We start from the raw sequence: 22,182 nt of genomic DNA, 5'->3' as shown, positions 1-22,182 counted from the left end.
TGTTTTAACGTAGCTTAGCAAGTTATGCGCCAAGGCGGTGCGTCCGCCAATATTTTTAGCGTTCAGGCACATGATGCCAGTAGCGCCTGCCCTGCTCCCGCTGGCACAAAATCTCCCCGGGGCGAAGGCTTCGCCAGGTGGCAGCCCCGCACTGCGGCGACTTCACCAGGCGTATGCCGCGCTCCTCATAGCGCGCCACCACGGACTCCACCGGGTGGCCAAAACGGTTTCGGTAACCCGACTGCACCACCGCCCACTGCGGCCTGACGGCATCGAGGAACACCGCGCTGGACGATGTTTTGCTGCCGTGGTGGGGTACCAGCAGAAAGTCAGCCTTGAGGCTGGCCGGAACGCTGGTTGCCAGCCGGAGTTCCTGCGGCGATTCGATGTCGCCGACCAGCAGGGCTGTGCGGCTGCCGCCAGGGACGCTGGTGGAGATGCGCAACACGCAGCTCATGGCATTTGACTTGCTGGCAGCGTCGTAATCGGCGGCCACGGGGTGCAGCACCTCAAATGCCACGCCGTCCCATTCCCAGCGCTGGCCGGCCACGCAGCGGCTGGCTTTGCGCAGCGTTTGCAGCGGATGCGCGTCTTCAATTGAACTCAGCAGGCTGGCTTGCGGCTGCATGGCCAGCACAGCCTGCGCGCCGCCAATGTGGTCAATGTCCCGGTGGCTGATCATGAGCATGTCCAGCCGCTCCCCCAACGCGCGCAGCAGCGGCACCAGCACGCGGTGCCCGGCATCACTTTCGCGCGAAAAGCGCGGGCCGGCGTCATACAGCAGCGTGTGGCTTGCCGTGCGCACCAGCACGGAATTGCCCTGCCCGATGTCCGCGGCCAGCAGCTCGAACTGCCCCGGTGCCACGCGGGCCGGTTGCCACAACAGCACCGGCAGCAACAGCGGAAGGCCCAGCGCTCGAAAATGAAACGGCAGGCGCGTGGCCAACAGGCCGCCGCCCGCCACGCCGGCGACAGCACACCACAGCGGCGCCGCCGCCACGCTGACCGAGGCCAGCGGCCAGCTCGCCAGCCATTGCAAAAATATCGCCAGCCCGCCGACCGACCATGCCGCCAGCGACCACACCGGCGCCCACGCCACGCCCAGCAAAGCCAGCGGCGTGATGACCAGCGTCACCACCGGAATGGCCACGGCATTGGCCAGCAGGCCGACCAGCGAAACCTGGTTGAACAGCAGCAGCGACAGGGGCGTGAGCGCCAGCGTGACGACCCATTGCTCCCGCATGGCGCGGGCAACGCCGTCCAGCCACCTGGGCCGGCGCAGCCACCAGCGCTCGTTCTCAGGCTGATTTTTTGAGTCAAATTGGGCTGCAGCCCTTTCCCCCCGTGCGCGAGCAGCTCCTGAATCTGTAGCAAACAAAACACCCACCGCGACAAAAGATAGCCAGAATCCGGCTTGCATCAACGCCCATGGGTCCAGCGCCACCACCACGGCCATGGCCAGCAGCCAGGTCTGCAGCCAGGGCCATTGCCTGCCGCCTTGCCGAAGCAGGATCACGGTGGCCAGCATCCAGATGGTTCGCTGCGCGGGCACGCCCCAGCCGGAAAACAATGCATACAGGGTGGCAAGCAGCAAGCCGCCCAAAGCACCTGCAGCGGCTGCCGGCAACACCAGGCACAACCGCGGCGTGAAACGCGCTGATCGCCGCCACAGCGCGCCGATCAGCAGTGAGGCAGCCCAGGCAAACATCGTTATATGAAGGCCTGAAATACTCATCAAGTGAGCTACGCCCGTGGCACGAAACACATCCCAGTCGGCACGTTCGATGGCGGCCTGGTCGCCGACCACCAGCGCGGCAATGACGCCTGCCAGCTGCCGGTTTTCAATGCGCCCAAAAATCGCTTCGCGCACGGCTTGCCGGGCCTGCTCAATGGGGTGTTGCCAGCTGCTGGAGAGTTTTGCCGGCGGTGCGTCGCGCGGGCCGGCACGCACATAGCCCGTGGCCTGTATGCCCTGCTCCCACAGCCAGAGTTCGTAGTCAAAACCAAACGGGTTGCTGTTGCCGTGCGGCGCCTTGAGCCGCACCGTCATTTGCCAGCGTTCTCCGGCGCGCAGGGCTTGCGGCTGGCGCTGCAAGGCCAGCGCTATCTCGAATGGGTCGGCGTCCTGCGCCGGCACGGTGGGCTCGCGCCCGGCAAAGCCCGAATACCAGCCCAGCATGATGTGCGGCGGCAAGGCGACTGTGCCGCCATTGAGGCGCGCGGATTCCACGGCAAGGCGGAAACGCAGGCCGTCTTCCCCGGGTTGCGGCATGGCCAGCACCTGGCCTGTGACCTCGATATCGCGGCCCTCCAGCGCCGGATTGAGCGCCGCAGACAGAAAGACGCCGGCACGCCAGCCCGTGAGGCCCACGCCGAGCAAGGCAGCAAGGGCAAAGGCCGAAACCACCCGGCCCCATGAAGGAAGGCCCTGTCTGCCAAAGCGCAGGTACAGGCCAGCCAGGATGCAGGCCAGCAGGGCCATGGCGGCATAAACCTGTTGCGGCCACAAGGCGGACTGCTGCAACTGCAAGGCAACACCCGCAATAAAACCGGCAAACACCGGCCCCGGGCTTGCCGCATACAGCCGTGCCCCGGCCGATACAGGTCGATTCAAACCCCGCCTCCCCTTTGAACTGTTTTTATGCGCTGACCGCTTTGAGCTTAACGGGAAAGCGCGGCAGGTAAACAACAAACAGCGCCAAACAGCCGGTTCACACTCAAGAGACCACGTGGCGCAGCTCTTGCTTTCAGAAATGCCACCAAATCCGGGTAAGCTGTTTACACGGCGTTCCTGAGACCGCAAGATGTGGCGGTCTGTTGAGCGTATTTTCCTGAGGGCGTGATTGCACGCCCTCTCCTTTAAAAGCGAGGTTGCCTTGTCCATCCACGTCGCCCTGAGCCACATCACGCATTACAAATACGACCGCCTGGTCAAACTCGGCCCCCAGGTCGTCCGCCTGCGGCCTGCGCCGCATAGCCGCACACAGGTACTGTCGTATTCCCTCAGGGTTGAGCCCGCCGGCCACTTCATCAACTGGCAGCAGGACCCGTTTGCCAATTACCAGGCCCGGCTGGTGTTTCCCGAGCCGACGCGCGAGTTCAAGGTCACGGTGGACCTGGTGGTGGAAATGGCGGTGTTCAACCCGTTTGACTTCTTCCTGGAACCGGCTGCCGAGGAATTCCCGTTTACCTACAACGCATTGCAGGCCCGCGAACTGGCGCCCTACCTGGCCACCCAGCCGGCCACACCGCTGCTCAAGCGCTACCTCGAAAAAATCGACCGCACGCCCAAGCGCACCATCGACTTCCTGGTGGGCCTGAACCAGGGCCTGCAGTCGGACATCAAATACTCCATTCGCATGGAGCCCGGCGTGCAGACGCCTGAAGAAACCCTGCGCCTGGCCTGCGGCTCCTGCCGCGACACCGGCTGGCTGCTGGTGCAGTTACTGCGGCACATGGGCCTGGCCGCGCGCTTTGTCTCGGGCTATTTGATCCAGCTGAAAGCCGACGTCAAATCCATCGACGGCCCCAGCGGTGCGGAAGCCGATTTCACCGACCTGCACGCCTGGTGCGAGGTGTTTTTGCCCGGCGCCGGCTGGGTCGGCCTGGACCCGACGTCCGGCCTGATGGCCGGCGAAGGCCACATCCCGCTGGCGTGCACGCCCGAGCCATCCAGTGCCGCCCCGGTCGAAGGCGGCGTCGACAAATCCGAAGTCGAGTTCGAGCACCACATGGCGGTGCAGCGCATTTACGAATCGCCGCGCGTGACCAAGCCCTACACCGAGGAGCAATGGCAAGCGGTGCTGGCATTGGGCGAAAAGGTCGATAAAGACCTGGCGGCCGGCGACGTGCGCCTGACCATGGGCGGCGAACCGACCTTTGTGGCCACCACCGACCGAGACGCGGCCGAATGGAACATCGACGCACTGGGCCCGACCAAACGCGGCTATGCGACCGAGCTCGTGCAAAAGCTGCGCGCCGAATATGGCGAAGGCGGCTTCCTGCATTTCGGCCAGGGCAAGTGGTACCCGGGCGAGCAATTGCCGCGCTGGGCACTCAGCATTTTCTGGCGCAAGGATGGCCAGCCGATCTGGCAAAACCCGAGCCTCTTCGCCGACGAGCGCCAGCCCTGCAACTACACCAGCGCCGACGCGCAGCGTTTTGTGCAGACACTAGCGGGCAAGCTGGGCCTGGCCACCACCTACATCACGCCAGGCTATGAAGATACCTGGTACTACCTCTGGCGCGAACGCCGGCTGCCAGTCAATGTCGACCCATTTGATTCGAAGCTGGACGACGCCATGGAGCGCGAACGCCTGCGCCGCGTCTTCATGCAGGGCCTGGATTCCGTCGTGGGCTATGTGCTGCCGCTGCAAACCAAGGAGCAACTCAAGCAACGAAACGCAGGCGCCTCGCCCGCGCTGAGTGGGCCCAAATGGACCACCGGCCCCTGGTTCTTCCGCGAAGAGCGCATGTATCTCATGCCGGGCGATTCGCCCATGGGTTATCGCCTGCCGCTGGATTCGGTGCCCTGGGTGTCCAAGACCGACTACCCTTACATGATCGAGTCCGATCCATTTGCGCCGCGACAGGACCTGCCGGCGGCTTCCTCACTGGCGGCGCGCTACAACGGCAGCTTCAGCGCGCCCAGTGGTGCCATACCGGCAGCCCCTTCGGCAGGCGGCAGCGCCAGTTCGCTGGCGCAATACATGGCGCGCTACATGACGGGCAATACCGCGCTGTCGCAAGCCAGCCGCATCCTGCAGTTCCGTCCGCTGGGAAACAACGGAACGAACGGTACGGACGGGTTGAATGGCAAGCCAGCCGCAGAGGAAACGACGCCTGCCGACGATCGCGCGCCCAAGCCCTTTGAATCGGCCGCCTGGCTCACGCGCACCGCGCTCTGCGTGGAAGTACGAGACCCATCCCGCGCCAATGGCCCCAAAGACAAACCGAAGGCCGACCCGGACAGCAAAGCCAACAAGTCGGGCCGCGGCGAAGTGGGTGCGATCTATGTCTTTATGCCGCCGATGGAGCGGCTGGAAGACTACCTCGATCTGCTGGCCGCAGTGGAAGCCACGGCGCAGTCGCTGCGTGTGAGCATCGTGCTTGAAGGCTACCCGCCGCCACGCGACCCGCGCCTGAAAATGCTGCAGGTCACGCCTGACCCAGGGGTCATCGAAGTCAACATCCACCCAGCCTACAACTGGGGCGAACTGGTGGAACACACCGAGTTTCTCTACCAGATCGCACACGAGACGCGCCTGTCGGCCGAGAAGTTCATGACCGATGGCCGGCACACCGGCACAGGCGGCGGCAACCACTTTGTGCTGGGTGGCGCGACGCCCGCCGACAGCCCCTTCCTGCGCAAGCCCGAGGTGCTGGGCAGCCTGATCGCCTACTGGCACAACCACCCGTCGCTGAGCTATCTGTTCTCGGGCATGTTCATCGGCCCGACCAGCCAGGCACCGCGTGTGGACGAGGCCCGCAACGACCAGCTGTACGAACTGGAAATCGCCCTGCGCGAGATCGAGAACAACCGCAAAAAATACGGCGCCGACATGCCGCCCTGGCTGGTGGACCGCACGCTGCGCAACATCCTGGTCGACGTCACCGGCAACACACACCGCAGCGAGTTCTGCATCGACAAGATGTATTCGCCCGACTCCGCCACCGGGCGCCTGGGCCTGCTGGAGTTGCGCGCGTTTGAAATGCCGCCACATGCGCGCATGAGCATTGCCCAGCAATTGCTGCTGCGCGCGCTGGTATCGCGCTTCTGGAACAAGCCCTACCACGGCCGTGTCACACGCTGGGGCACCGAACTGCACGACCGCTTCCTGCTGCCGGGCTTTATCCGCATGGATTTTGAAGACGTGCTGACCGAGCTGCGCGAAGCCGGCTACGCCTTCGACATGGCCTGGTTCGAACCTCACTTCGAGTTCCGCTTCCCGCTAATCGGGCAGGTCAAGTCCAACAGCATCGAACTCACGCTGCGCAGCGCGCTGGAGCCCTGGCACGTGATGGGCGAAGAAGGCTCGGCCGGTGGCACGGTGCGTTACGTGGATTCATCGCTGGAGCGCGTCGAAGTGCATGTGACGGGCCTGAACGACAACCGCTATGTCGTCACCGTCAACGGCCGGGCATTGCCGCTGCAAAGCACCGGCCGCGTCGGCGAATATGTGGCCGGTGTGCGCTACAAGGCCTGGAACCCGCCGTCGGCCCTGCACCCTTCCATCGGTGTGCATGCACCGCTCACGTTTGACATCGTCGACACCTGGATGGAACGCTCGCTGGGCGGCTGCCAGTACCATGTGGCGCACCCAGGCGGGCGCAGCTACGACACGCTGCCGGTCAATTCGTACGAGGCTGAAAGCCGCCGGCTCACGCGCTTTTTCCGCATGGGCCATACACCCGGCAAGATGCGCGTGGCGCCGGCGCAGCCGAGCCGGGAGTTCCCGTTCACACTCGATCTGCGCTGAATCCGTGCCTGCGGCAGCGGCCCGGGGCTTGAAACCCCGGGCGAAGCGCCTCCCCGTACCGTCAACGGCTGTCTTATGGCTGCAACATTTGCATGCACAGGCGGCATAAATAGCCATTTGGCCGCGCATTGAACCCGCCTTGAGCCTTGCAGGGGATGGGCCGCAGGCATACTTGCACCCACGTGGAAAATAACACCCAGTCACTTTTTGCCGCCCAGTCGCTTGAATCCCCCTGCGCACTGGCTGCCGCGCTGGCGCCTCATGCGGCAGCGGGGCATTTCGATGAGTTGCGGGGCCGTGTGTCCGAAGGCCCCGCGCCCGCTGAAGCGGCCGCGCCGGCACAGCCCGCGCTGCGGGCCGCGGGCAGCCCCCCTGAAACAGCCCCGGCCCGGCCCGAAGCCCCGGCGGCCGGGATGGACGACGCCCTGTCGCCCGACTGGACACGCTTTTTCAATTTCCTCGGCAGCGACGGTTTTTACGACCTGAACCACCGCACCGCCAACCTGCGCCGCCAGATCCGCGACAACGGCGTGACCTACAACGTCTACGCCGACGCCAACGGCCCGCAGCGGCCCTGGTCGCTGGACCTGTTCCCCATGATGGTTTCGCCCGCCGACTGGGCGCAGATCGAGGCCGGTATCCAGCAGCGCGCCCGCCTGCTGGACCGCGTGATGGCCGACATCTACGGCCCGCAGGAGCTGCTCTCCAAGGGCCTGCTGCCCAGCGCGCTGGTGCATGCCCACCCGGGTTACCTGCGCGGCATGCAGGGCGTGCAGCCGGCCGGCGGCACCTATCTGCACATTGCCGCCTTCGACATCGCGCACGGCCCCGACGGCCGCTGGTCGGTGGTGTCGCAGCGCACGCAGGCGCCTTCGGGCCTGGGCTACCTGCTCGAAAACCGCCTGACGATTTCACTGCTGTTCCCCGAAGCCTTCCGCGAAATGAAGGTCGAGCGGCTGGCCGCGTCGTACAAGGCGCTGGTGGATGGCCTCAAGGCCATGAGCCCGACGGACAGCAACGAGGAAAGCCGCGTGGTGCTGCTGACGCCCGGCCCCTACAACGAAACCTATTTCGAGCATGCCTACCTGGCGCGCTTCCTGGGCCTGACACTGGTCGAGGGCAGCGACCTGCTGGTGCGCGATGACAAGCTTTACCTGAAAACCCTGCGCGGCCTGGAGCGTGTGCACGGGCTGCTCAAGCGCCTGGACGACCAATTTCTCGATCCGCTGGAACTGCGCTCGGACTCCACACTGGGCGTGCCCGGCCTGCTACAGGTGATACGCGCGGGCAATGTGCTGGTGGTCAACACGCCGGGCTCGGCCTTCCTCGAATCCAGCGCGCTGCTCGGCTTTCTTCCCGCGCTCTCCGAGCACCTGCTCGGTGAAACGCTGGCCCTGCCCTCGCTGGCCACCTGGTGGTGCGGCGAGCAGGCGGTGATGCAGGACGTGCTGAGCCAGCTCAAGACCTGCGTGATCAAGCCGACCTATCCGGGCACCGGCATGGAATCCGTCATCGGCCATACCCTGTCGCGCCGCGCGCTGGACGAATGGGCCGGCCGCATTGTTCGCCGGGGCGAAGACTTCACCGTGCAGGCCTACCTGCCGCTGCCGCAAACGCCAACCTGGCAGGGCGAGCGGATTTCCCCGCGCTCGGCCATGCTGCGCGTGTTTGCGGTGGCCGACGGCAACGGCTCCTGGCAGGTGCTGCCGGGCGGGCTGGCACGGCTGGCGGGCAAGAACGAAAACATGTCGTCGATGCAGCACGGCGGCAGCAGTGCCGACGTGTGGGTGCTGGGCGACCCCTCGGCAACCAAGGCGGCGGCCGAACACACCACCGCATCGCGCACCGAGCAGCCGGCGCCTGTCTGGGCCGCAGCGCCGCTGCGCCACCGTCCGCCAGTAACCAGCCGCGCGGCCGAAAATCTTTTCTGGCTGGGCCGCTACACCGAGCGTGCCGAAAACTCTACGCGCCTGGCGCAGATCACGCTGCAGTGCCTGGGCGGCGAAGACCAGACGTCGCAGCCGCTGCTGGCCTGGCTGACCAGCATGGCCGTCGGCAATGCGCTGGTGCTGGACACCGTGCCGCCGGCCACGCATGCGCGCCGCGTCTTCGAACGCGCCCTGATCGCCAACCTGGCCGACACCGAACAGGCCGCCAGCGTAGGCTTTAACCTGCGGGCGCTCAAGAGCGCCGCATCTGCCGTGCGCGAACGCCTGTCGCAGGAACAGTGGCACATGATCGTGCGCACCGAGACCGACTTCTTCCAGCGCTGCTCATCGTTCAGCGCCGTGGGCCAGACCCAAAGCCAGGGCGGGCAAAGCCAGAGCCAATCCAGCCAATATCTGCTCGAATACTCTTCCGTCGAGGCGCTGCGGGCGCTGGAATCGGCCAGTGGTTTCCTCTCAGCCATGACGGGTGCACAAACCGACCGCATGACACGCGACGACGGCTGGCGCCTCCTGAGCGTAGGCCGGCTGATTGAACGGCTCAATACCCTGGCCGGCGCGCTGGTGCGCGGTTTCGAAACCGGATCGGTCTTTGAAGAAGGCGGCTTCAACGCCATGGTGGCGCTGTTCGACAGCACCATCACCTTCCACGCGCAGTACCAGCAGCGCCGCGACATCCCGGCCCTGCTCGACCTGCTGGTGCTGGACCGCGACAACCCGCGCTCCCTCGGCTGGGTGGTGCAGACCCTGCGCGGGCGCCTTGCCAAGCTGGCGGGCAGCGCGCCGGGCGACATGCCCGACCTGGCGATGGAACTGCCCGACCCCGGCAGCTGGGCCCTGGCTGATTTGTGCCAGGACGCCCAGGCCAGCACCGGCGATGGCGAAGATGAAAACGGCGGGCAACATGACGGGCGGCTGGTGCAGTTGCTCGAGCAGTGCTGCGATGCCGCGCTGGAGCTGTCAGACACGCTGAGCCGCCGCTACTTCAGCCACGCGGCTTCCGCCAGCCAGAGCCTGGGCGCCTGAGCCCTAGGAGTTTTTCCGTGCTGCTTCACGTCGTTCACGAAACCCGTTACCGCTATGCCCCGGTGGTGGAAAACGCGCACCATGTGGTGCACCTCAAGCCCGCCAGCCGAAATGGCCAGACCCTGCTGGACTATGCGCTGCGGGTTGACCCCGAACCGGTCCAGCTGCGCGAAACCGAAGACGTCTACGGCAACACGCGCACCTACTTTTCCCTGCAGGCGGCGCATGAGAGCCTGACCGTCGTGGCCGACAGCATCGTCTCCACGTCGGCCCTCAACCCGCTGCAATCAGAAGCGACCCTGTCCGCCGGCAAGCCTGCATCCCCCGCCTGGGAGCAGGTGCGCGAACAGTTCCGTTACCGTGCCGGCGCAGCTTACGACAGCGCCTCCGAATTCCTCTTCGCCTCGCCCTATGTGCCGCGCGACGATGCCTTCATTGAATTTGCCCGCCCCAGCTTCCTGCCGGGCAGGCCGCTGCCCGAGGCAGCGCGCGACCTGATGGAACGCATTCACAGCACCATGACCTACGAGAGCGAAAGCACCGAAGTCAACACGCCGGCGCTCGAAGCGCTCAAGCTGGGCAAAGGCGTGTGCCAGGATTTCGCGCACATCATGGTGGCCTGCTGCCGCGCCATGGGCCTGCCGGCGCGTTATGTCAGCGGCTACCTTCTCACCACGCCACCGCCCGGCCAGCCGCGGCTGGTGGGCAGCGACGCTTCGCATGCCTGGGCTTCGGTGTACTGCCCCGGCCTGGGCGCCTGGCTCGACTTCGACCCCACCAACAACCGTGCACCGGGTGAAGATTACGTCACGCTGGCCATCGGCCGCGACTTCCTCGATGTATCGCCCATGCGCGGTGTGATCCGCGGCGGCGCGCAGCACATCCTCGACGTGGCCGTTACGGTGGAGCCGGTGGCAAGCGCCGGCGATTGAGCGGCTTCGGCGGCGCTGGCAGCTCTTCCAGCAGCGAACCCTCCGGCAGGCTGCGTGCCAGGCAGCGCCGGCACAGGCTCACAAATTCCTGCGCGGCGCCCGACTGGGCCTGGCGCGGCTTGAAAGCCAGCAAGGCCCGGAACGACACATCCGCCGCCAGCGGGACGCTGCGCAGGCCCAGCGCTACATATTCACGCGCCACCAGCGGATTGGTAACGGCCAGCCCGGCCCCGGCCAGCACCAGCGAACACTGCGTTGCGCTGTAAGGCGTTTCAATCACAAAGCGAGGTTGCACACCCGCCTGTGCAAACGCGGCTTCCAGCCGGCGCTGGGCGGTATCCGAGGCAGACAGGCCCACCAGCGGCACTTCTGCGAGATCCCCGGGCTGCAGGACCTGCTTGCGAGCCAGTGGGTGGGCTGCAGGCATGATGCACACCGCTGGCACCTGGTAAAAAAGCGAGGACACCAGGCCGCTGGTGTCCGCCTCATCGCCCAGGAAGGCCAAGTCCACAGCGCCCTGGAACAGGGCCTCGCGCAGCACTTTCGAGCTGTCGACCAGCAGCAGGCAACGCGTGCGCGGATAACTGCGCTGGAACTCCGCCAGCGCCCAGGGCATCACGCTGGCCGCCATGGCGTGCAGCGAACCAATGCGCAGCACGGTGTCTTCATGCGACTGCAGGGCCACGATTTTTCGCTGCACGGCTTCCAGGCCTTCGTAGACCCGCTCGACTTCTTCCATCAAAGCGTGCGCCTCCGGTGTGGGCGTGAGCTTGCCTTTGGGCCGGTCAAACAGCTTGAGCCCGGCGCGCGCTTCGAGCTGCTGCAGCAGTTGCGTGACCGCCGGCTGGCTCACGTGCAGCGCTGCAGCCGCGCGGTTGGCGGTGCCCAGCCGCATGACCATGCGGAACACCTCAATCTGACGTGCACTGGCTTCGGCCATGGCAGCCTCCTATAAGTTTTACTTATTTTAAATCGCAAACAAGTGATGCAGAGAAGCCCATGGTCTACCTACCATCTGCCCATGAACCCTGTTTTCCCCGAATCCCTTCCAAACTCTGCGGCATGGAACGCCATCAGCCGCAATCCCCGGCTGACCGGGCTGCGCTGCATCCTCTGCGCCCGTGAATACCCGCTGCAGGATTTGCCCACCGGCTGCCCGCACTGCGCGGCGCAAGGCACGCCCGCCAGCCTGGAAGCCGTTTACACCGGGCTGCCCCAAGCGCTGAAAACTGCCAGCACAGGTTATAAGTGGGGCGACTGGCTGCCTTACACCCATGGCGTGTCTCTGGGTGAGGGCGACACGCCCTGCCTGGACCTGCCGCGCCTGGCGCGCGAGCTTGGCCTGCGCCAGCTCAGCGCCAAGCACGAGGGCATGAACCCCACCGGCTCGCACAAAGACCGCATGTCGGCGCAAGCCGTCAGCCGGGCGCTGGACGCAGGCGCGCAGACGGTGGTGCTGGCCTCCAGCGGCAACGCAGCGGTGTCGGCAGCAGCCTATTGCGCCGCGGCCGGGCTGCCTTGCGAAATCGCCACCTACCGCGACATGCCGGCACCTTTCGCGCGGGCCCTCCATCACCTGGGCGCCCGGCGCGTGATGTTCGACCATGGCTTTGACCGCTGGAGCCATGTACGCCGGCGGGTCGAGCAGGACGGCGCATTTGCGCTCACCAACTACAGCGTGCCCGCGGTCGGCAGCCCGGCCTTTGGCGTGGAAGGCTACCGCGCGGTGGCGCTCGAATTTGTCGCCGGCGGCTGCGTGCCGGACCACGTGCTGGTGCCCACCGCCCGCGGCGACCTGCTCTGGGGCATTTACAGCGCACTGCGTGATTTGCACCAGGCGGGGCTCATCGGGCACATGCCCAGGCTGTGGGCCGTTGAGCCCTTCCCCCGCCTTTCCCGCGTGCTCGAGGGCGCGCCGCTGCAGTCGGAATTCAACGGCCAGACGACGCAGTTTTCGACAGGCGGCAGCACCGTCACGCTGCAACAGCAACTGGCCGTGCGGCAGTCGGGCGGCGGCGCCGTGGTCATTGATGATGCCGGCGCCATTGAGGGCAGCGCCCGACTCGCGGCGCAAGGCCTGTGGGTGGAGCTTTGCGCCGGCGCCTGTCTCAGTGCGCTGGCCCGCCTATGCGCACTTGGCCAGGTGCAGGCATCAGAACACGCGTTGCTCCTGCTCACGGCCAAAGGCGACCGCGACACCTTTAACCCCGTCCCCTGACCACACGCCCCCTTTTTCTTCAGCCCGCAAAGGAATTTTCACCATGAAGACCCGACTGCTCACCGCCCTGCTTCTGACCTGCGCCACCCTCGCAGGAACTGCCCATGCCGCCTACCCCGACAAACCCATCCGCCTGATCGTGCCCTGGGCACCCGGCGGCAGCACCGACGCCATCGCCCGCGCGATTGCCCAGCGCATGGGCGAAACCATGGGGCAAAGCGTGGTGGTCGACAACCGCTCCGGCGCCTCCGGGCGCATCGGCACCGAAGCCGCAGCCAGGGCCGCGCCCGACGGCTACACCTTCGCCATCGTCGAGCTGCCGCATGCGATTGCGCCGGCCGTGTTCAACAAGATGCCTTACGACCTGTTGCGCGACTTCACGCCGGTGTCCATGGTCGGCACCTCTCCGCTGCTGCTGTTTGCCAGCAGCGCACAGTACAAGAATGGCGACATCAAGGGCTTCCTCAAAAACTACCGGAGCAGCAAGGTGCCGCTGGCGCTGGCCCACAGCGGCAACGGTTCAATCAGCCACCTCTCCAGCGAACTATTCTCCAGCGCCACCGGGATCAAGGTCAACGCCATTCCCTATCGCGGCTCCGCGCCCGCGCTCACCGACGTCGCGGCCGGCCAGGTGGACGCACATTTCGCCACGCTGGCCAGCGGCAGTTCGCTGCTGGGCGCGAACAGGATCTCTGCCTTGATGGTGACCGGCAATGCGCGCCTGGCTACCCTGCCCGGCGTGCCGACCGCGCGCGAAACCGGCATTGAGGGCATGCAGTTCAACCAGTGGTGGGCGCTGGTGGCGCCGGCCACCACGCCGATCGAGATCGTCGAACGGCTGCGCAGCGAAGCAGTGGCGGCGCTGGCGCATCCCTCCACACGCGAACGCCTCACCACCCTGGGCATTGACCTGAAAGGCTCGACACGCGACGAACTGCGTGCCTTCATGCGCAACGAAGTGGACCGCTGGGGTGCAGTGGTGCGCAAGGCCGGCATCAAGCCCGAGTGACGCCGGCATGTGGAACGGTGAAAGGGGCGCGGAACAAGCCGCGCGGGCCCTGCGCCGTTCCATCATTTCCTTTCATGACCCCAAAGGCCTCCGGAACCCGGGCACCGTCCTACAATTCCCTGCACTGCCAGCCGGCCGCGCAGCTTTCTTCGCTATCAAAAACATAGCTGCTAGCGCTCGTTCCCATTGGGCTGGAACCATTTTTCTTAACCAAAGGACCACCATGAGCGCCTACGACAAGCTGAAAGCACTGAACATCACCCTGCCAACCGTGGCAACGCCCCTGGCTGCTTACCTGCCCTTCGTGCAGACCGGCAACCTGGTGTTCCTGAGCGGCCATATCGCCAAGAAGGACGGCAAGCCCCTCGTCGGCCAGCTCGGCAAGAACATGACGACAGAAGAAGGCAAGGCCGCCGCACGCTCGGTCGCCATCGACCTGATGGGCACGCTCGAAGCCGCCGTCGGCCTGGGCAAGGTCAAGCGCATCGTCAAGCTCATGAGCCTGGTCAACTCCACCGGTGACTACACCGAACAGCACCTGGTGACCAACGGCGCAAGCGAGCTGTTCGCTGAAATCTTCGGCGACGCCGGCAAGCATGCACGCAGCGCGTTTGGCGTGGCGCAGGTTCCCATGGGCGCCTGTGTGGAGATTGACCTGGTGGCTGAAGTCGAATAAGCCGGCTACACAGCACCCGCAATGACTGTGGGGCCGACGCGCGGGCGACAAGCGCTATCCGGCAGCCCGGCTTAAACTCATAGCGCCCGGCCATTTCGCCGGGCAGCGTTCTCAGGGCGGGGTGAAATTCCCCACCGGCGGTGTTTGCAGGCAACTGCATCAGCCCGCGAGCGTCTGGTTGCCGTGCTTCATACGGCAACCAGGGTCAGCAGATTCGGTTCAACTCCGAAGCCGACGGTCACAGTCCGGATGAAAGAGAGCGCGATGTTTACGGCTGTGCCGTGGGCGACGATGGCTGGTGCGGACTCTCCGCGCGGGCTGTTCGCGCGTCCATGGGCTGGCCGCAGGCTCGTGCGCCCTGATTCTGGTAACACCTAATAAGAGGCTTCCATGAGTCAGACAGATATTTCCCCACCTTCGGCTTCCCGTTCGGGCGGCACACCCACCAAGGCACGTTTCGCCTTTATCCAGTCGTCCTGGCACGAAGACATCGTGGACCAGGGCCGCGGTGCCTTCCTGGCCGAGATGGCCCGGCAAGGCACAGGCCCCGAATCCATCGACACGTTTGAAGTGCCCGGCGCGTTCGAGATTCCGCTCCACGCCAAAAAGCTCGCGCAATCGGGCCGTTATGCAGGTGTCGTCTGCTGCGGGCTGGTCGTGGACGGCGGCATTTACCGCCATGAGTTTGTGGCCGACGCGGTCATCAGCGCGCTGATGGGCATTCAGCTGGAAACCGGCGTGCCGGTGTTTTCAGCGGTGCTGACGCCGCAGCATTTTCATGAACATGAGGAACACCGCAAATTCTTCACGGAACATTTCCTGACCAAGGGCAAGGAAGTGGCGCAAGCCTGCCTGGAGACGGTGGCAAGCCTGAAAAAGCTTGATCTGTTGCTGGCAGCTTGATTGCTGAATAGCTGAATAGCTGGCCAGACCGGCGAGCGCAGCATATTGCTATCAAATCAATAGCTGCTTGCACCCGCCAGTTATGGCTTTCAGTCAGTTTTACTCAACGCGGCTGATGCCGGTGGGTTTGAAACCCAGGTCGGCCGCCTTGCCCTTGCGCGCACGCGCCGCACGGGCATTGTTCAGGCTGCGGATTTCCAGCGTTTCCTCGCGCGCCTTGCCGCCGCGGCCAATACCTTCGATCTTCACACTGCGCGTGTAAGCGGCTGCACCGGCCAAAGTGTCTTTGGCTTCAAGGTCGATCAGCATCAGGCCGCGCCCGCCGGCGGCCTGCATCTTGAGTTCGCCAATCTCGAACGTCAGGATGCGGCCGCCGGTCGAGGCGCAAGCCACATGCGTGGCCGGCACCAAAGGCGCGGCGCCGCTGTTGAAGGCGGCATGCGACGGCCTGCAAATGGTTTCGCCTTCGGCGCAGCTGATAAAGGCCTTGCCGGCTTTGAGGCGCGACGTCATGTTCTCGACCGTGGCGAGGAAGCCGTAGCCGCCGCTGGCGCTCAGCAGCAATGCGGCGTTGGCCGGGCCCGCGAAGTAATGCACCAGCTGCGTGCCGGACTCCAGGTCGATCAGGGTGGTGAGCGGCTGGCCGTCGCCACGCGCGCCGGGCAGCAATGACACCGGCACCGAATAAATGCGGCCGCGTGAGCCGAAGGCCAGCAGCGTGTCGATGGTGCGGCACTCAAAGGTACCGTAAAGCCCGTCGCCCGCCTTGAAGGCGAAGCCCGCCGCGTCGTGGCCGTGGCCGCTGCGCGCACGCACCCAGCCTTTGTCACTGATGACCACCGTCACCGGTTCGTCGAGCACCTTGACTTCGAGTACGGCCTTTTTCTCGGCCTGAATCAGCGTGCGGCGCGCATCGGCGAACTGCTTGGCGTCGGCCTCAATTTCCTTGACCAGCAGGCGGCGTAAGGCGGCCGGGCTGCCGAGGATTTCCTCGAGCTTGCCCTGCTCTTCACGCAGGGTCTTGAGCTCCTGCTCGATCTTGATGGCTTCGAGCCGTGCGAGCTGGCGCAGGCGGATGTCGAGAATGTCATCGGCCTGGATATCGGTGAGCTTGAAGCGCGCAATCAGCGCAGCCTTGGGTTCATCCGACTGGCGGATGATGGCAATCACCTCGTCGATGTTGAGCAGCACCAGCTGCCGGCCTTCCAGGATATGGATGCGGGCCAGCACCTTGTCGAGCCGGTATTGCGAGCGCCGCTGCACCGTCGTCTGGCGAAACTCGATCCACTCGGTCAGCATCTGCCGCAGGTTTTTCTGCGTCGGCCTGCCGTCCAGCCCGACCATGGTCAGGTTGATGGACGAGGAACTTTCCAGGCTGGTGTTGGCCAACAGCGTGTTGATGAGTTCGGACTGGCTGATCTTGCTGGTCTTGGGCTCGAACACCAGGCGCACGGCGGCATCCTTGCTGGATTCGTCGCGCACCACGTCGAGCACGGCCAGGATGGTCTGCTTGAGCTGCACCTGGTCCTGGCTCAGGGCCTTTTTCCCGGTCTTGATCTTGGGATTGGTCAGCTCTTCGATTTCCTCCAGCACGCGCTGGGTGCTGACGCCGGGCGGCAGTTCCTGCACCACCAGTTGCCACTGGCCGCGCGCCAGTTCTTCAATCTTCCAGCGGGCGCGCACCTTGAGCGAACCGCGGCCCGTTTTGTAAGCCGCTGCGATTTCCGCGCTGCTCGAAATAATCTGGCCGCCGCCCGGGTAATCGGGCCCGGCGATCAGCGTGTACAACTCCTCGTCGCTGAGCTTGGGCGTCTTGATGAGTGCCACGCAGGCGTCGGCCACTTCGCGCAGGTTGTGACTGGGGATTTCGGTAGCCAGGCCTACGGCAATGCCGCTGGCACCGTTGAGCAACGCAAACGGCAGGCGTGCCGGCAGCAGCTTGGGTTCCTCCGTCGTGCCGTCATAGTTCGGCATGAAATTGACGGTGCCCTCGTCAATTTCGTCAAGCAGCAGGCGCGCGATCGGACTGAGGCGCGCTTCGGTATAGCGCATGGCGGCCGCACCGTCGCCGTCACGGCTGCCGAAATTTCCCTGGCCGTCGATCAGCGGATAGCGCAGGCTGAAATCCTGCGCCATCCGCACCAGCGCATCGTAAGCAGCAGTATCTCCATGCGGGTGGAAATTGCCCAGCACATCGCCGACCACCTTGGCGCTTTTGCGCGCCTTCGGACCCGCAGGCGCAGCGTTGGTGAACGACAGGCCCATCCGGTGCATCGCGTACAGGATGCGGCGCTGCACCGGCTTCTGGCCGTCGCAAATGTCAGGCAAGGCGCGGCCCTTGACAACGCTGAGCGCATATTCAAGGTAAGCCCGCTGCGCGTACGCAGCCAGCGAATCCTGGTCGGCGGGTTCGGGAATAGGGGCTACGGCGTCCGGTGTAAAGAGATCCATCTTGAGTTTGGCTTGGCGGGTAAGGTGGCGTGACGCATGCCGGCACACGCGGGTGCGGCTGGCACAGGGTTACAAAAGGAATGCCGTTTTTCAGGCTGCCGGGCTGAACACACGGCGCATTGTGACCTCAGTTCTGCTCGGGCTGGGCCTCTGCCGTAGCGGTGGAGACCACAGTGGGCGACACCATGTTGCTGCGGCCGGTTGCGCCGCCCATCATTTCCATGCGGACACGGCCGGACGACGCCATCATGCTGGGAGGCTTGAGGTGGTTATAAAGCTGCATCACGGTTTTGACGTAGTTTTTGGTTTCGGGGTAATTGGGGATCTTGTTGCCGGCACGCTGCACGGCGCCCTCGCCGGCGTTATAGGCCGCGACCGCGAGTTCAAGCTGGCCGGGGAACATGGCAATCAGGTCGCTGAGGTAGCTGGAGCCCGCCCGGATATTGGTCTTGGGGTCGGTGAGCTTTTTGTGGATGGTGGAATCCTTGGTGGCCCGCACGCCGTAGCGCTCCGCTGTCGGCGGAATCAGCTGCATCAGCCCGACCGCGCCCTTGGGCGAAACGGCCTGGGTGTTGAACCCGGATTCGGTGGCGATCAGGGCCTGCAGCAGTTCGTAGTCGATGCCATGCTTGGCAGAAGCCTCGCGGAGCAGGTGCTTGACGGCCTTGTAGTTGGGAGACACATCAAAGTAAGCCAGCAGCTTGGGCGGCGCGTTGGCCACACCGGTGGCCCGGTTGGCGCCGTTACCGACGGCTTTGCCGCTTTTGGCAACATTGTCCCCTGCGCTGAAACTTTCAGCGCCACGAAAGAAAAGTTCATAACGCTCATCCAGCCGCACAGCCGAAAAATGCGCAATGCCGTCTTTGTCCACATAACCCCAGATGTCGGCCCGGGCCGGCGCCGCGAACAGCGTAGCCAGCCCAAGGACGGCCAGGGGCAGGGCCAGCGCGCGTAACAGGCGAGCAAGGCGCGGCAAGGCTGAATACAACGTCAAAAAAGAATCCATCAAATATCTATTTCCACGGCGTCACCGTGCAACTCCATCAGTTCGCGGCGCGCAGCGGCCTCGCCTTTGCCCATCAGCTTGGTGATGAGCGTCTCGGTTTGCAGAAAATCCTGGTTGCCCAGTTGCACGGGCAACAGGCGGCGGGTGTCAGGATTGAGTGTGGTTTCCCATAATTGTTCCGCATTCATCTCGCCCAGGCCCTTGAAGCGGCTGATGCTCCAGGCCCCCTCCTTTACGCCATCCTTGCGTAACTTGTCCAATATGGCGGTCAGTTCGCCTTCATCAAGGGCATACACCTTGGATGCCGGCTTTTTGCCGCGGGCCGGCGCGTCCACCCGGAACAGCGGGGGACGGGCCACATACACATTACCCGATTCGATCAATTTGGGGAAGTGGCGGAAAAAGAGGGTCAACAGCAGCACCTGGATGTGCGAGCCGTCCACATCGGCGTCGCTCAGGATGCAAACCTTGCCGTAGCGCAGGCCGGAGAGGTCGGGCGTGTCGTTCGGGCCGTGCGGATCAACGCCGATAGCGACGGCGATGTCGTGGATTTCGGTGTTGGCGAACAGGCGGTCGCGCTCGACCTCCCAGGTATTAAGCACCTTGCCGCGCAGCGGCAGGATGGCCTGGCTTTCCTTGTCGCGGCCCATCTTGGCGCTGCCGCCGGCCGAATCGCCCTCGACCAGGAAGACTTCGTTGTGCGCCAGGTCCCGGCTTTCGCAGTCGGTGAGCTTGCCGGGCAGCACGGCGACACCGGAGCCCTTGCGTTTTTCGACCTTCTGGCCGGCTTTCTGCCGGGTTTGGGCAGCCTTGATGGCCAGTTCGGCCAGTTTGCGGCCGTAATCGACGTGCTGGTTAAGCCAAAGCTCCAGCGTGGGCCGCACAAAGCTGGACACCAGCCGCACCGCGTCGCGTGAATTGAGGCGCTCCTTGATCTGGCCCTGGAACTGCGGATCCAGCACCTTGGCGCTCAGAACATAGCTGGCGCGGGCAAAAACGTCTTCCGGCAAGAGCTTGACGCCCTTGGGCAGCAGCGAATGCAGGTCGACAAAGCTCTTGACGGCATTGAAGAGGCCATCGCGCAGGCCGCTTTCGTGCGTGCCGCCGGCGCTGGTGGGAATCAGGTTGACGTAGCTTTCGCGCACCGGCTGGCCTTCTTCGGTGAAGGCCACGCACCACTGCGCACCCTCGCCTTCGGCAAAACTCTCGTGCGAGGCATCGGCAAAACCTTCGCCCTCGAACATCGGGATCACCGGGTCGCCGGTCAGCGTCTGCATCAGGTAGTCACGCAGGCCGCCTTTGTACAGCCAGGTTTGGGTGTCTTTGGTTTTCTCGTTGGTCAGCGTCACCGTGACGCCGGGCATCAGCACCGCCTTGCTGCGCAGCAGGTGCGTGAGCTCGGCCATGGGCAGCGCGGCCGATTCAAAGTATTTGGCATCGGGCCAGGCGCGGACGGTAGTGCCCGTCTTGCGGTCGCCCTCGCCGTTTTTGCGCAGGTGCAGCTTTTCAATGACATCGCCGCCCGAGAACACCAGGTGGGCAACCATACCTTCACGATAAGAGGTGACTTCCAGGCGCTTGGACAGCGCATTGGTCACGCTCACGCCGACGCCATGCAGGCCACCCGAGAAGCTGTAGGCGCCGCCTTTGCCTTTGTCGAACTTGCCGCCCGCGTGCAGCCGGGTGTAGACGATCTCGATGACCGGCACCTTTTCTTCCGGGTGCAGGCCGAAAGGAACGCCACGGCCGTCGTCATCCACGCTGACCGAGCCGTCGGTATGCAGCGTGACCTTGATCTTCTTGCCGTAGCCGGCCAGGGCCTCGTCGGCGGAGTTGTCCAGCACTTCCTGGATGATGTGCAAGGGGTTGTCGGTGCGCGTATACATGCCCGGCCGTTGCTTGACGGGCTCCAGGCCCTTGAGCACGCGGATCGAGCCTTCGGAATATTCGGTGGGTAGTTTGTCAGCCATGGCAGATGAAAGAATTGCCGCAATTGTAGTCGGGGCCGGCAAAGTCACTGTATAAACATACAGCCAACCTGGCTTGAGACACGGAACGAAGTGCGGCCCGGGCAGTGTTTTGCCATTTTCGTTACAGTCGACAGACAGCGCGTTTTCCGCTCCAGACCTTTCTTTTTTCGCCGCTTGCGGCGGCCCGTCCATGACCACCGAAACCAAAAAACTCTCCATGCTGCAGGTGCTGATCTGCGGCGCCACCATCGTCACGCTGTCCATGGGCATTCGTCATGGTTTTGGCCTCTGGCTGCAGCCCATCACCCAGGCGCAGGGCTGGACGCGCGAGACTTTTGCCTTTGCGCTGGCGGTGCAAAACCTGTCCTGGGGGGTGTTCGGCATCTTCGCCGGCATGGCCGCCGACCGCTTTGGCGCCTTCCGCGTGATCGTGGGCGGTGCCCTGCTGTACGGGCTGGGCCTGGTGGGCATGGCCTTGTCGCCCACCGGTTTCCTGTTCACCCTGACAGCCGGCGTGCTGATTGGCGCCGCACAGGCCGGAACCACGTATGCCGTGATTTACGGCGTGATCGGGCGCAATATTTCGGCCGACAAACGCTCGTGGGCCATGGGCGTGGCCGCGGCGGCGGGCTCATTCGGCCAGTTCCTGATGGTGCCGACCGAAGGTTTGCTGATCAGCAGCCTGGGCTGGAAAGAGGCTTTGCTGGTGCTGAGCGGCGCGGTGCTGCTGATTGCGCCGCTGGCATTGGGCCTGCGCGAAGGCGGTTTTACCGGCGGGCAGCCTGCCAAACGCGAGCAGACCATTGTCCAGGCGCTGCGCGAAGCCTTCAAGTACCCGAGCTTTCAATTATTGATGGCGGGCTATTTTGTCTGCGGCTTCCAGGTGGTGTTCATCGGCGTGCACATGCCCAGCTACCTCAAGGACAAGGGCCTGTCTCCCCAGGTGGCCAGTTATGCGCTGGCGCTGATCGGCCTCTTTAATGTGTTCGGCACCTATATTGCGGGCTCGCTGGGCCAGAAAATTGCCAAGCGCAAGATCCTGGCGACGATTTATTTATCCCGCGCCATCGTGATCGCCGTGTTCCTGGCGGCGCCGCTCAGCCCCCTGAGCGTTTACATCTTTGCCAGCCTGATGGGCCTGCTGTGGCTGTCGACCATCCCGCCGACCAACGCCGTCGTGGCGCAGATCTTCGGCATCCAGCACTTGTCGATGCTGGGCGGCTTTATCTTCTTCAGCCACCAGATCGGCTCCTTCCTGGGCGTCTGGCTGGGCGGCTACTTATATGACCGCACGGGCAGCTACGACATCGTCTGGTACATCGCGATTGCATTGGGCGTGTTTGCCGCGCTGGTGAACCTGCCGGTGCGTGAATCACCGATTGCACGCGCGGCCGTGCCCCAAGGGGCCTGACATGGCCAAAAGGATCGGCCTGTGGGCGCTCGCAATCATCGCGTCGCTGGGGGTGTTTGCCCTCTACACACGGCCTGATTTCCTGTTCACACTCGCCAACCAGGTCTGGGCCTGCTTCTAGCGCAAGGCCCTGCCCAGGGGTTTTATCTGTGTTT

Annotated in this window: 13 protein-coding genes and 1 riboswitch; of the genes, 8 read left to right on the top strand and 5 right to left on the bottom strand. The window is 64.5% G+C overall.

The window, feature by feature from the left end; genetic code table 11:
* Window positions 1-55: 55 nt before the first annotated feature.
* Complete coding sequence (locus AC1DYQ_RS10830; protein WP_477686795.1) at window positions 56-2,614, bottom strand: DNA internalization-related competence protein ComEC/Rec2; 2,559 nt, start codon at window positions 2,612-2,614, stop codon at window positions 56-58.
* 262 nt (window positions 2,615-2,876) lie between these two features.
* On the opposite strand from AC1DYQ_RS10830, the gene AC1DYQ_RS10825 reads away from it, so the two are divergent.
* From AC1DYQ_RS10825 to AC1DYQ_RS10815, 3 genes are all read left to right on the top strand, one after another.
* On the top strand, window positions 2,877-6,479 hold the full coding sequence (locus tag AC1DYQ_RS10825; RefSeq protein WP_477686794.1) for a transglutaminase family protein: 3,603 nt from the start codon (window positions 2,877-2,879) through the stop codon (window positions 6,477-6,479).
* Window positions 6,480-6,661: 182 nt separating this feature from the next.
* Window positions 6,662-9,451, top strand: a complete 2,790-nt coding sequence (locus tag AC1DYQ_RS10820; protein ID WP_477686793.1) for a circularly permuted type 2 ATP-grasp protein — start codon at window positions 6,662-6,664, stop codon at window positions 9,449-9,451.
* 17 nt (window positions 9,452-9,468) lie between these two features.
* Window positions 9,469-10,383, top strand: coding sequence for a transglutaminase family protein (locus tag AC1DYQ_RS10815; protein WP_477686792.1), 915 nt, complete (start codon window positions 9,469-9,471; stop codon window positions 10,381-10,383).
* Here AC1DYQ_RS10815 and AC1DYQ_RS10810 read toward each other — a convergent pair.
* Window positions 10,349-11,323, bottom strand: coding sequence for a LysR substrate-binding domain-containing protein (locus AC1DYQ_RS10810; RefSeq protein ID WP_477686791.1), 975 nt, complete (start codon window positions 11,321-11,323; stop codon window positions 10,349-10,351). The two genes, AC1DYQ_RS10815 and AC1DYQ_RS10810, sit on opposite strands and share 35 nt — an antisense overlap.
* An 81-nt stretch (window positions 11,324-11,404) precedes the next feature.
* Between AC1DYQ_RS10810 and AC1DYQ_RS10805 the strand changes: the two genes are divergently transcribed.
* The 4 genes from AC1DYQ_RS10805 (at window position 11,405) to AC1DYQ_RS10790 (ending at window position 15,189) form a co-directional block, all read left to right on the top strand.
* Window positions 11,405-12,601 carry a pyridoxal-phosphate dependent enzyme gene (locus AC1DYQ_RS10805; RefSeq protein WP_477686790.1) on the top strand — a complete coding sequence of 399 codons (1,197 nt, stop codon included), beginning with the start codon at window positions 11,405-11,407 and terminating at the stop codon, window positions 12,599-12,601.
* Window positions 12,602-12,644: 43 nt separating this feature from the next.
* A complete protein-coding gene (locus AC1DYQ_RS10800) occupies window positions 12,645-13,610 on the top strand; it encodes a tripartite tricarboxylate transporter substrate binding protein (protein WP_477686789.1) in 966 nt (321 codons plus the stop codon).
* A 223-nt stretch (window positions 13,611-13,833) separates the two neighbouring features.
* Complete coding sequence (locus AC1DYQ_RS10795) at window positions 13,834-14,286, top strand: RidA family protein (RefSeq protein WP_477657712.1); 453 nt, start codon at window positions 13,834-13,836, stop codon at window positions 14,284-14,286.
* Between the two features lie 103 nt (window positions 14,287-14,389).
* Window positions 14,390-14,551, top strand: a riboswitch (FMN riboswitch).
* Window positions 14,552-14,676: 125 nt separating this feature from the next.
* Window positions 14,677-15,189, top strand: coding sequence for a 6,7-dimethyl-8-ribityllumazine synthase (locus tag AC1DYQ_RS10790; protein WP_477686788.1), 513 nt, complete (start codon window positions 14,677-14,679; stop codon window positions 15,187-15,189).
* A gap of 99 nt (window positions 15,190-15,288) precedes the next feature.
* On the opposite strand, the gene parC is transcribed toward AC1DYQ_RS10790, so the two are convergent.
* From parC to AC1DYQ_RS10775, 3 genes are all read right to left on the bottom strand, one after another.
* Window positions 15,289-17,640, bottom strand: coding sequence for a DNA topoisomerase IV subunit A (gene parC / locus AC1DYQ_RS10785; protein WP_477686787.1), 2,352 nt, complete (start codon window positions 17,638-17,640; stop codon window positions 15,289-15,291).
* A 127-nt stretch (window positions 17,641-17,767) separates the two neighbouring features.
* A complete protein-coding gene (locus AC1DYQ_RS10780; RefSeq protein WP_477686786.1) occupies window positions 17,768-18,646 on the bottom strand; it encodes a lytic transglycosylase domain-containing protein in 879 nt (292 codons plus the stop codon).
* Entirely contained in the window at window positions 18,646-20,616 is a 1,971-nt protein-coding gene (locus AC1DYQ_RS10775) for a DNA topoisomerase IV subunit B (protein WP_477686785.1), read from the bottom strand. The genes AC1DYQ_RS10780 and AC1DYQ_RS10775 overlap by 1 nt, the downstream gene beginning before the upstream one ends.
* Before the next feature lie 190 nt (window positions 20,617-20,806).
* On the opposite strand from AC1DYQ_RS10775, the gene AC1DYQ_RS10770 reads away from it, so the two are divergent.
* Window positions 20,807-22,027, top strand: coding sequence for an MFS transporter (locus tag AC1DYQ_RS10770; RefSeq protein WP_477686784.1), 1,221 nt, complete (start codon window positions 20,807-20,809; stop codon window positions 22,025-22,027).
* The last annotated feature ends 155 nt before the right edge of the window (window positions 22,028-22,182 follow it).

It is taken from the genome of Polaromonas sp. P1_F4 (assembly GCF_056405675.1).
This window is presented reverse-complemented; position numbering and strand designations above follow the sequence as displayed.

Bases quoted from the DNA above. Each gene is read 5' to 3' on its own strand.
- AC1DYQ_RS10810 (WP_477686791.1), bottom strand. From the start codon at position 11,323: ATGGCCGAAGCCAGTGCACGTCAGATTGAGGTGTTCCGCATGGTCATG.
- AC1DYQ_RS10805 (WP_477686790.1), top strand. From the start codon at position 11,405: ATGAACCCTGTTTTCCCCGAATCCCTTCCAAACTCTGCGGCATGGAAC.
- AC1DYQ_RS10800 (WP_477686789.1), top strand. From the start codon at position 12,645: ATGAAGACCCGACTGCTCACCGCCCTGCTTCTGACCTGCGCCACCCTC.
- AC1DYQ_RS10795 (WP_477657712.1), top strand. From the start codon at position 13,834: ATGAGCGCCTACGACAAGCTGAAAGCACTGAACATCACCCTGCCAACC.
- AC1DYQ_RS10790 (WP_477686788.1), top strand. From the start codon at position 14,677: ATGAGTCAGACAGATATTTCCCCACCTTCGGCTTCCCGTTCGGGCGGC.
- parC (WP_477686787.1), bottom strand. From the start codon at position 17,640: ATGGATCTCTTTACACCGGACGCCGTAGCCCCTATTCCCGAACCCGCC.
- AC1DYQ_RS10780 (WP_477686786.1), bottom strand. From the start codon at position 18,646: ATGGATTCTTTTTTGACGTTGTATTCAGCCTTGCCGCGCCTTGCTCGC.
- AC1DYQ_RS10775 (WP_477686785.1), bottom strand. From the start codon at position 20,616: ATGGCTGACAAACTACCCACCGAATATTCCGAAGGCTCGATCCGCGTG.
- AC1DYQ_RS10770 (WP_477686784.1), top strand. From the start codon at position 20,807: ATGACCACCGAAACCAAAAAACTCTCCATGCTGCAGGTGCTGATCTGC.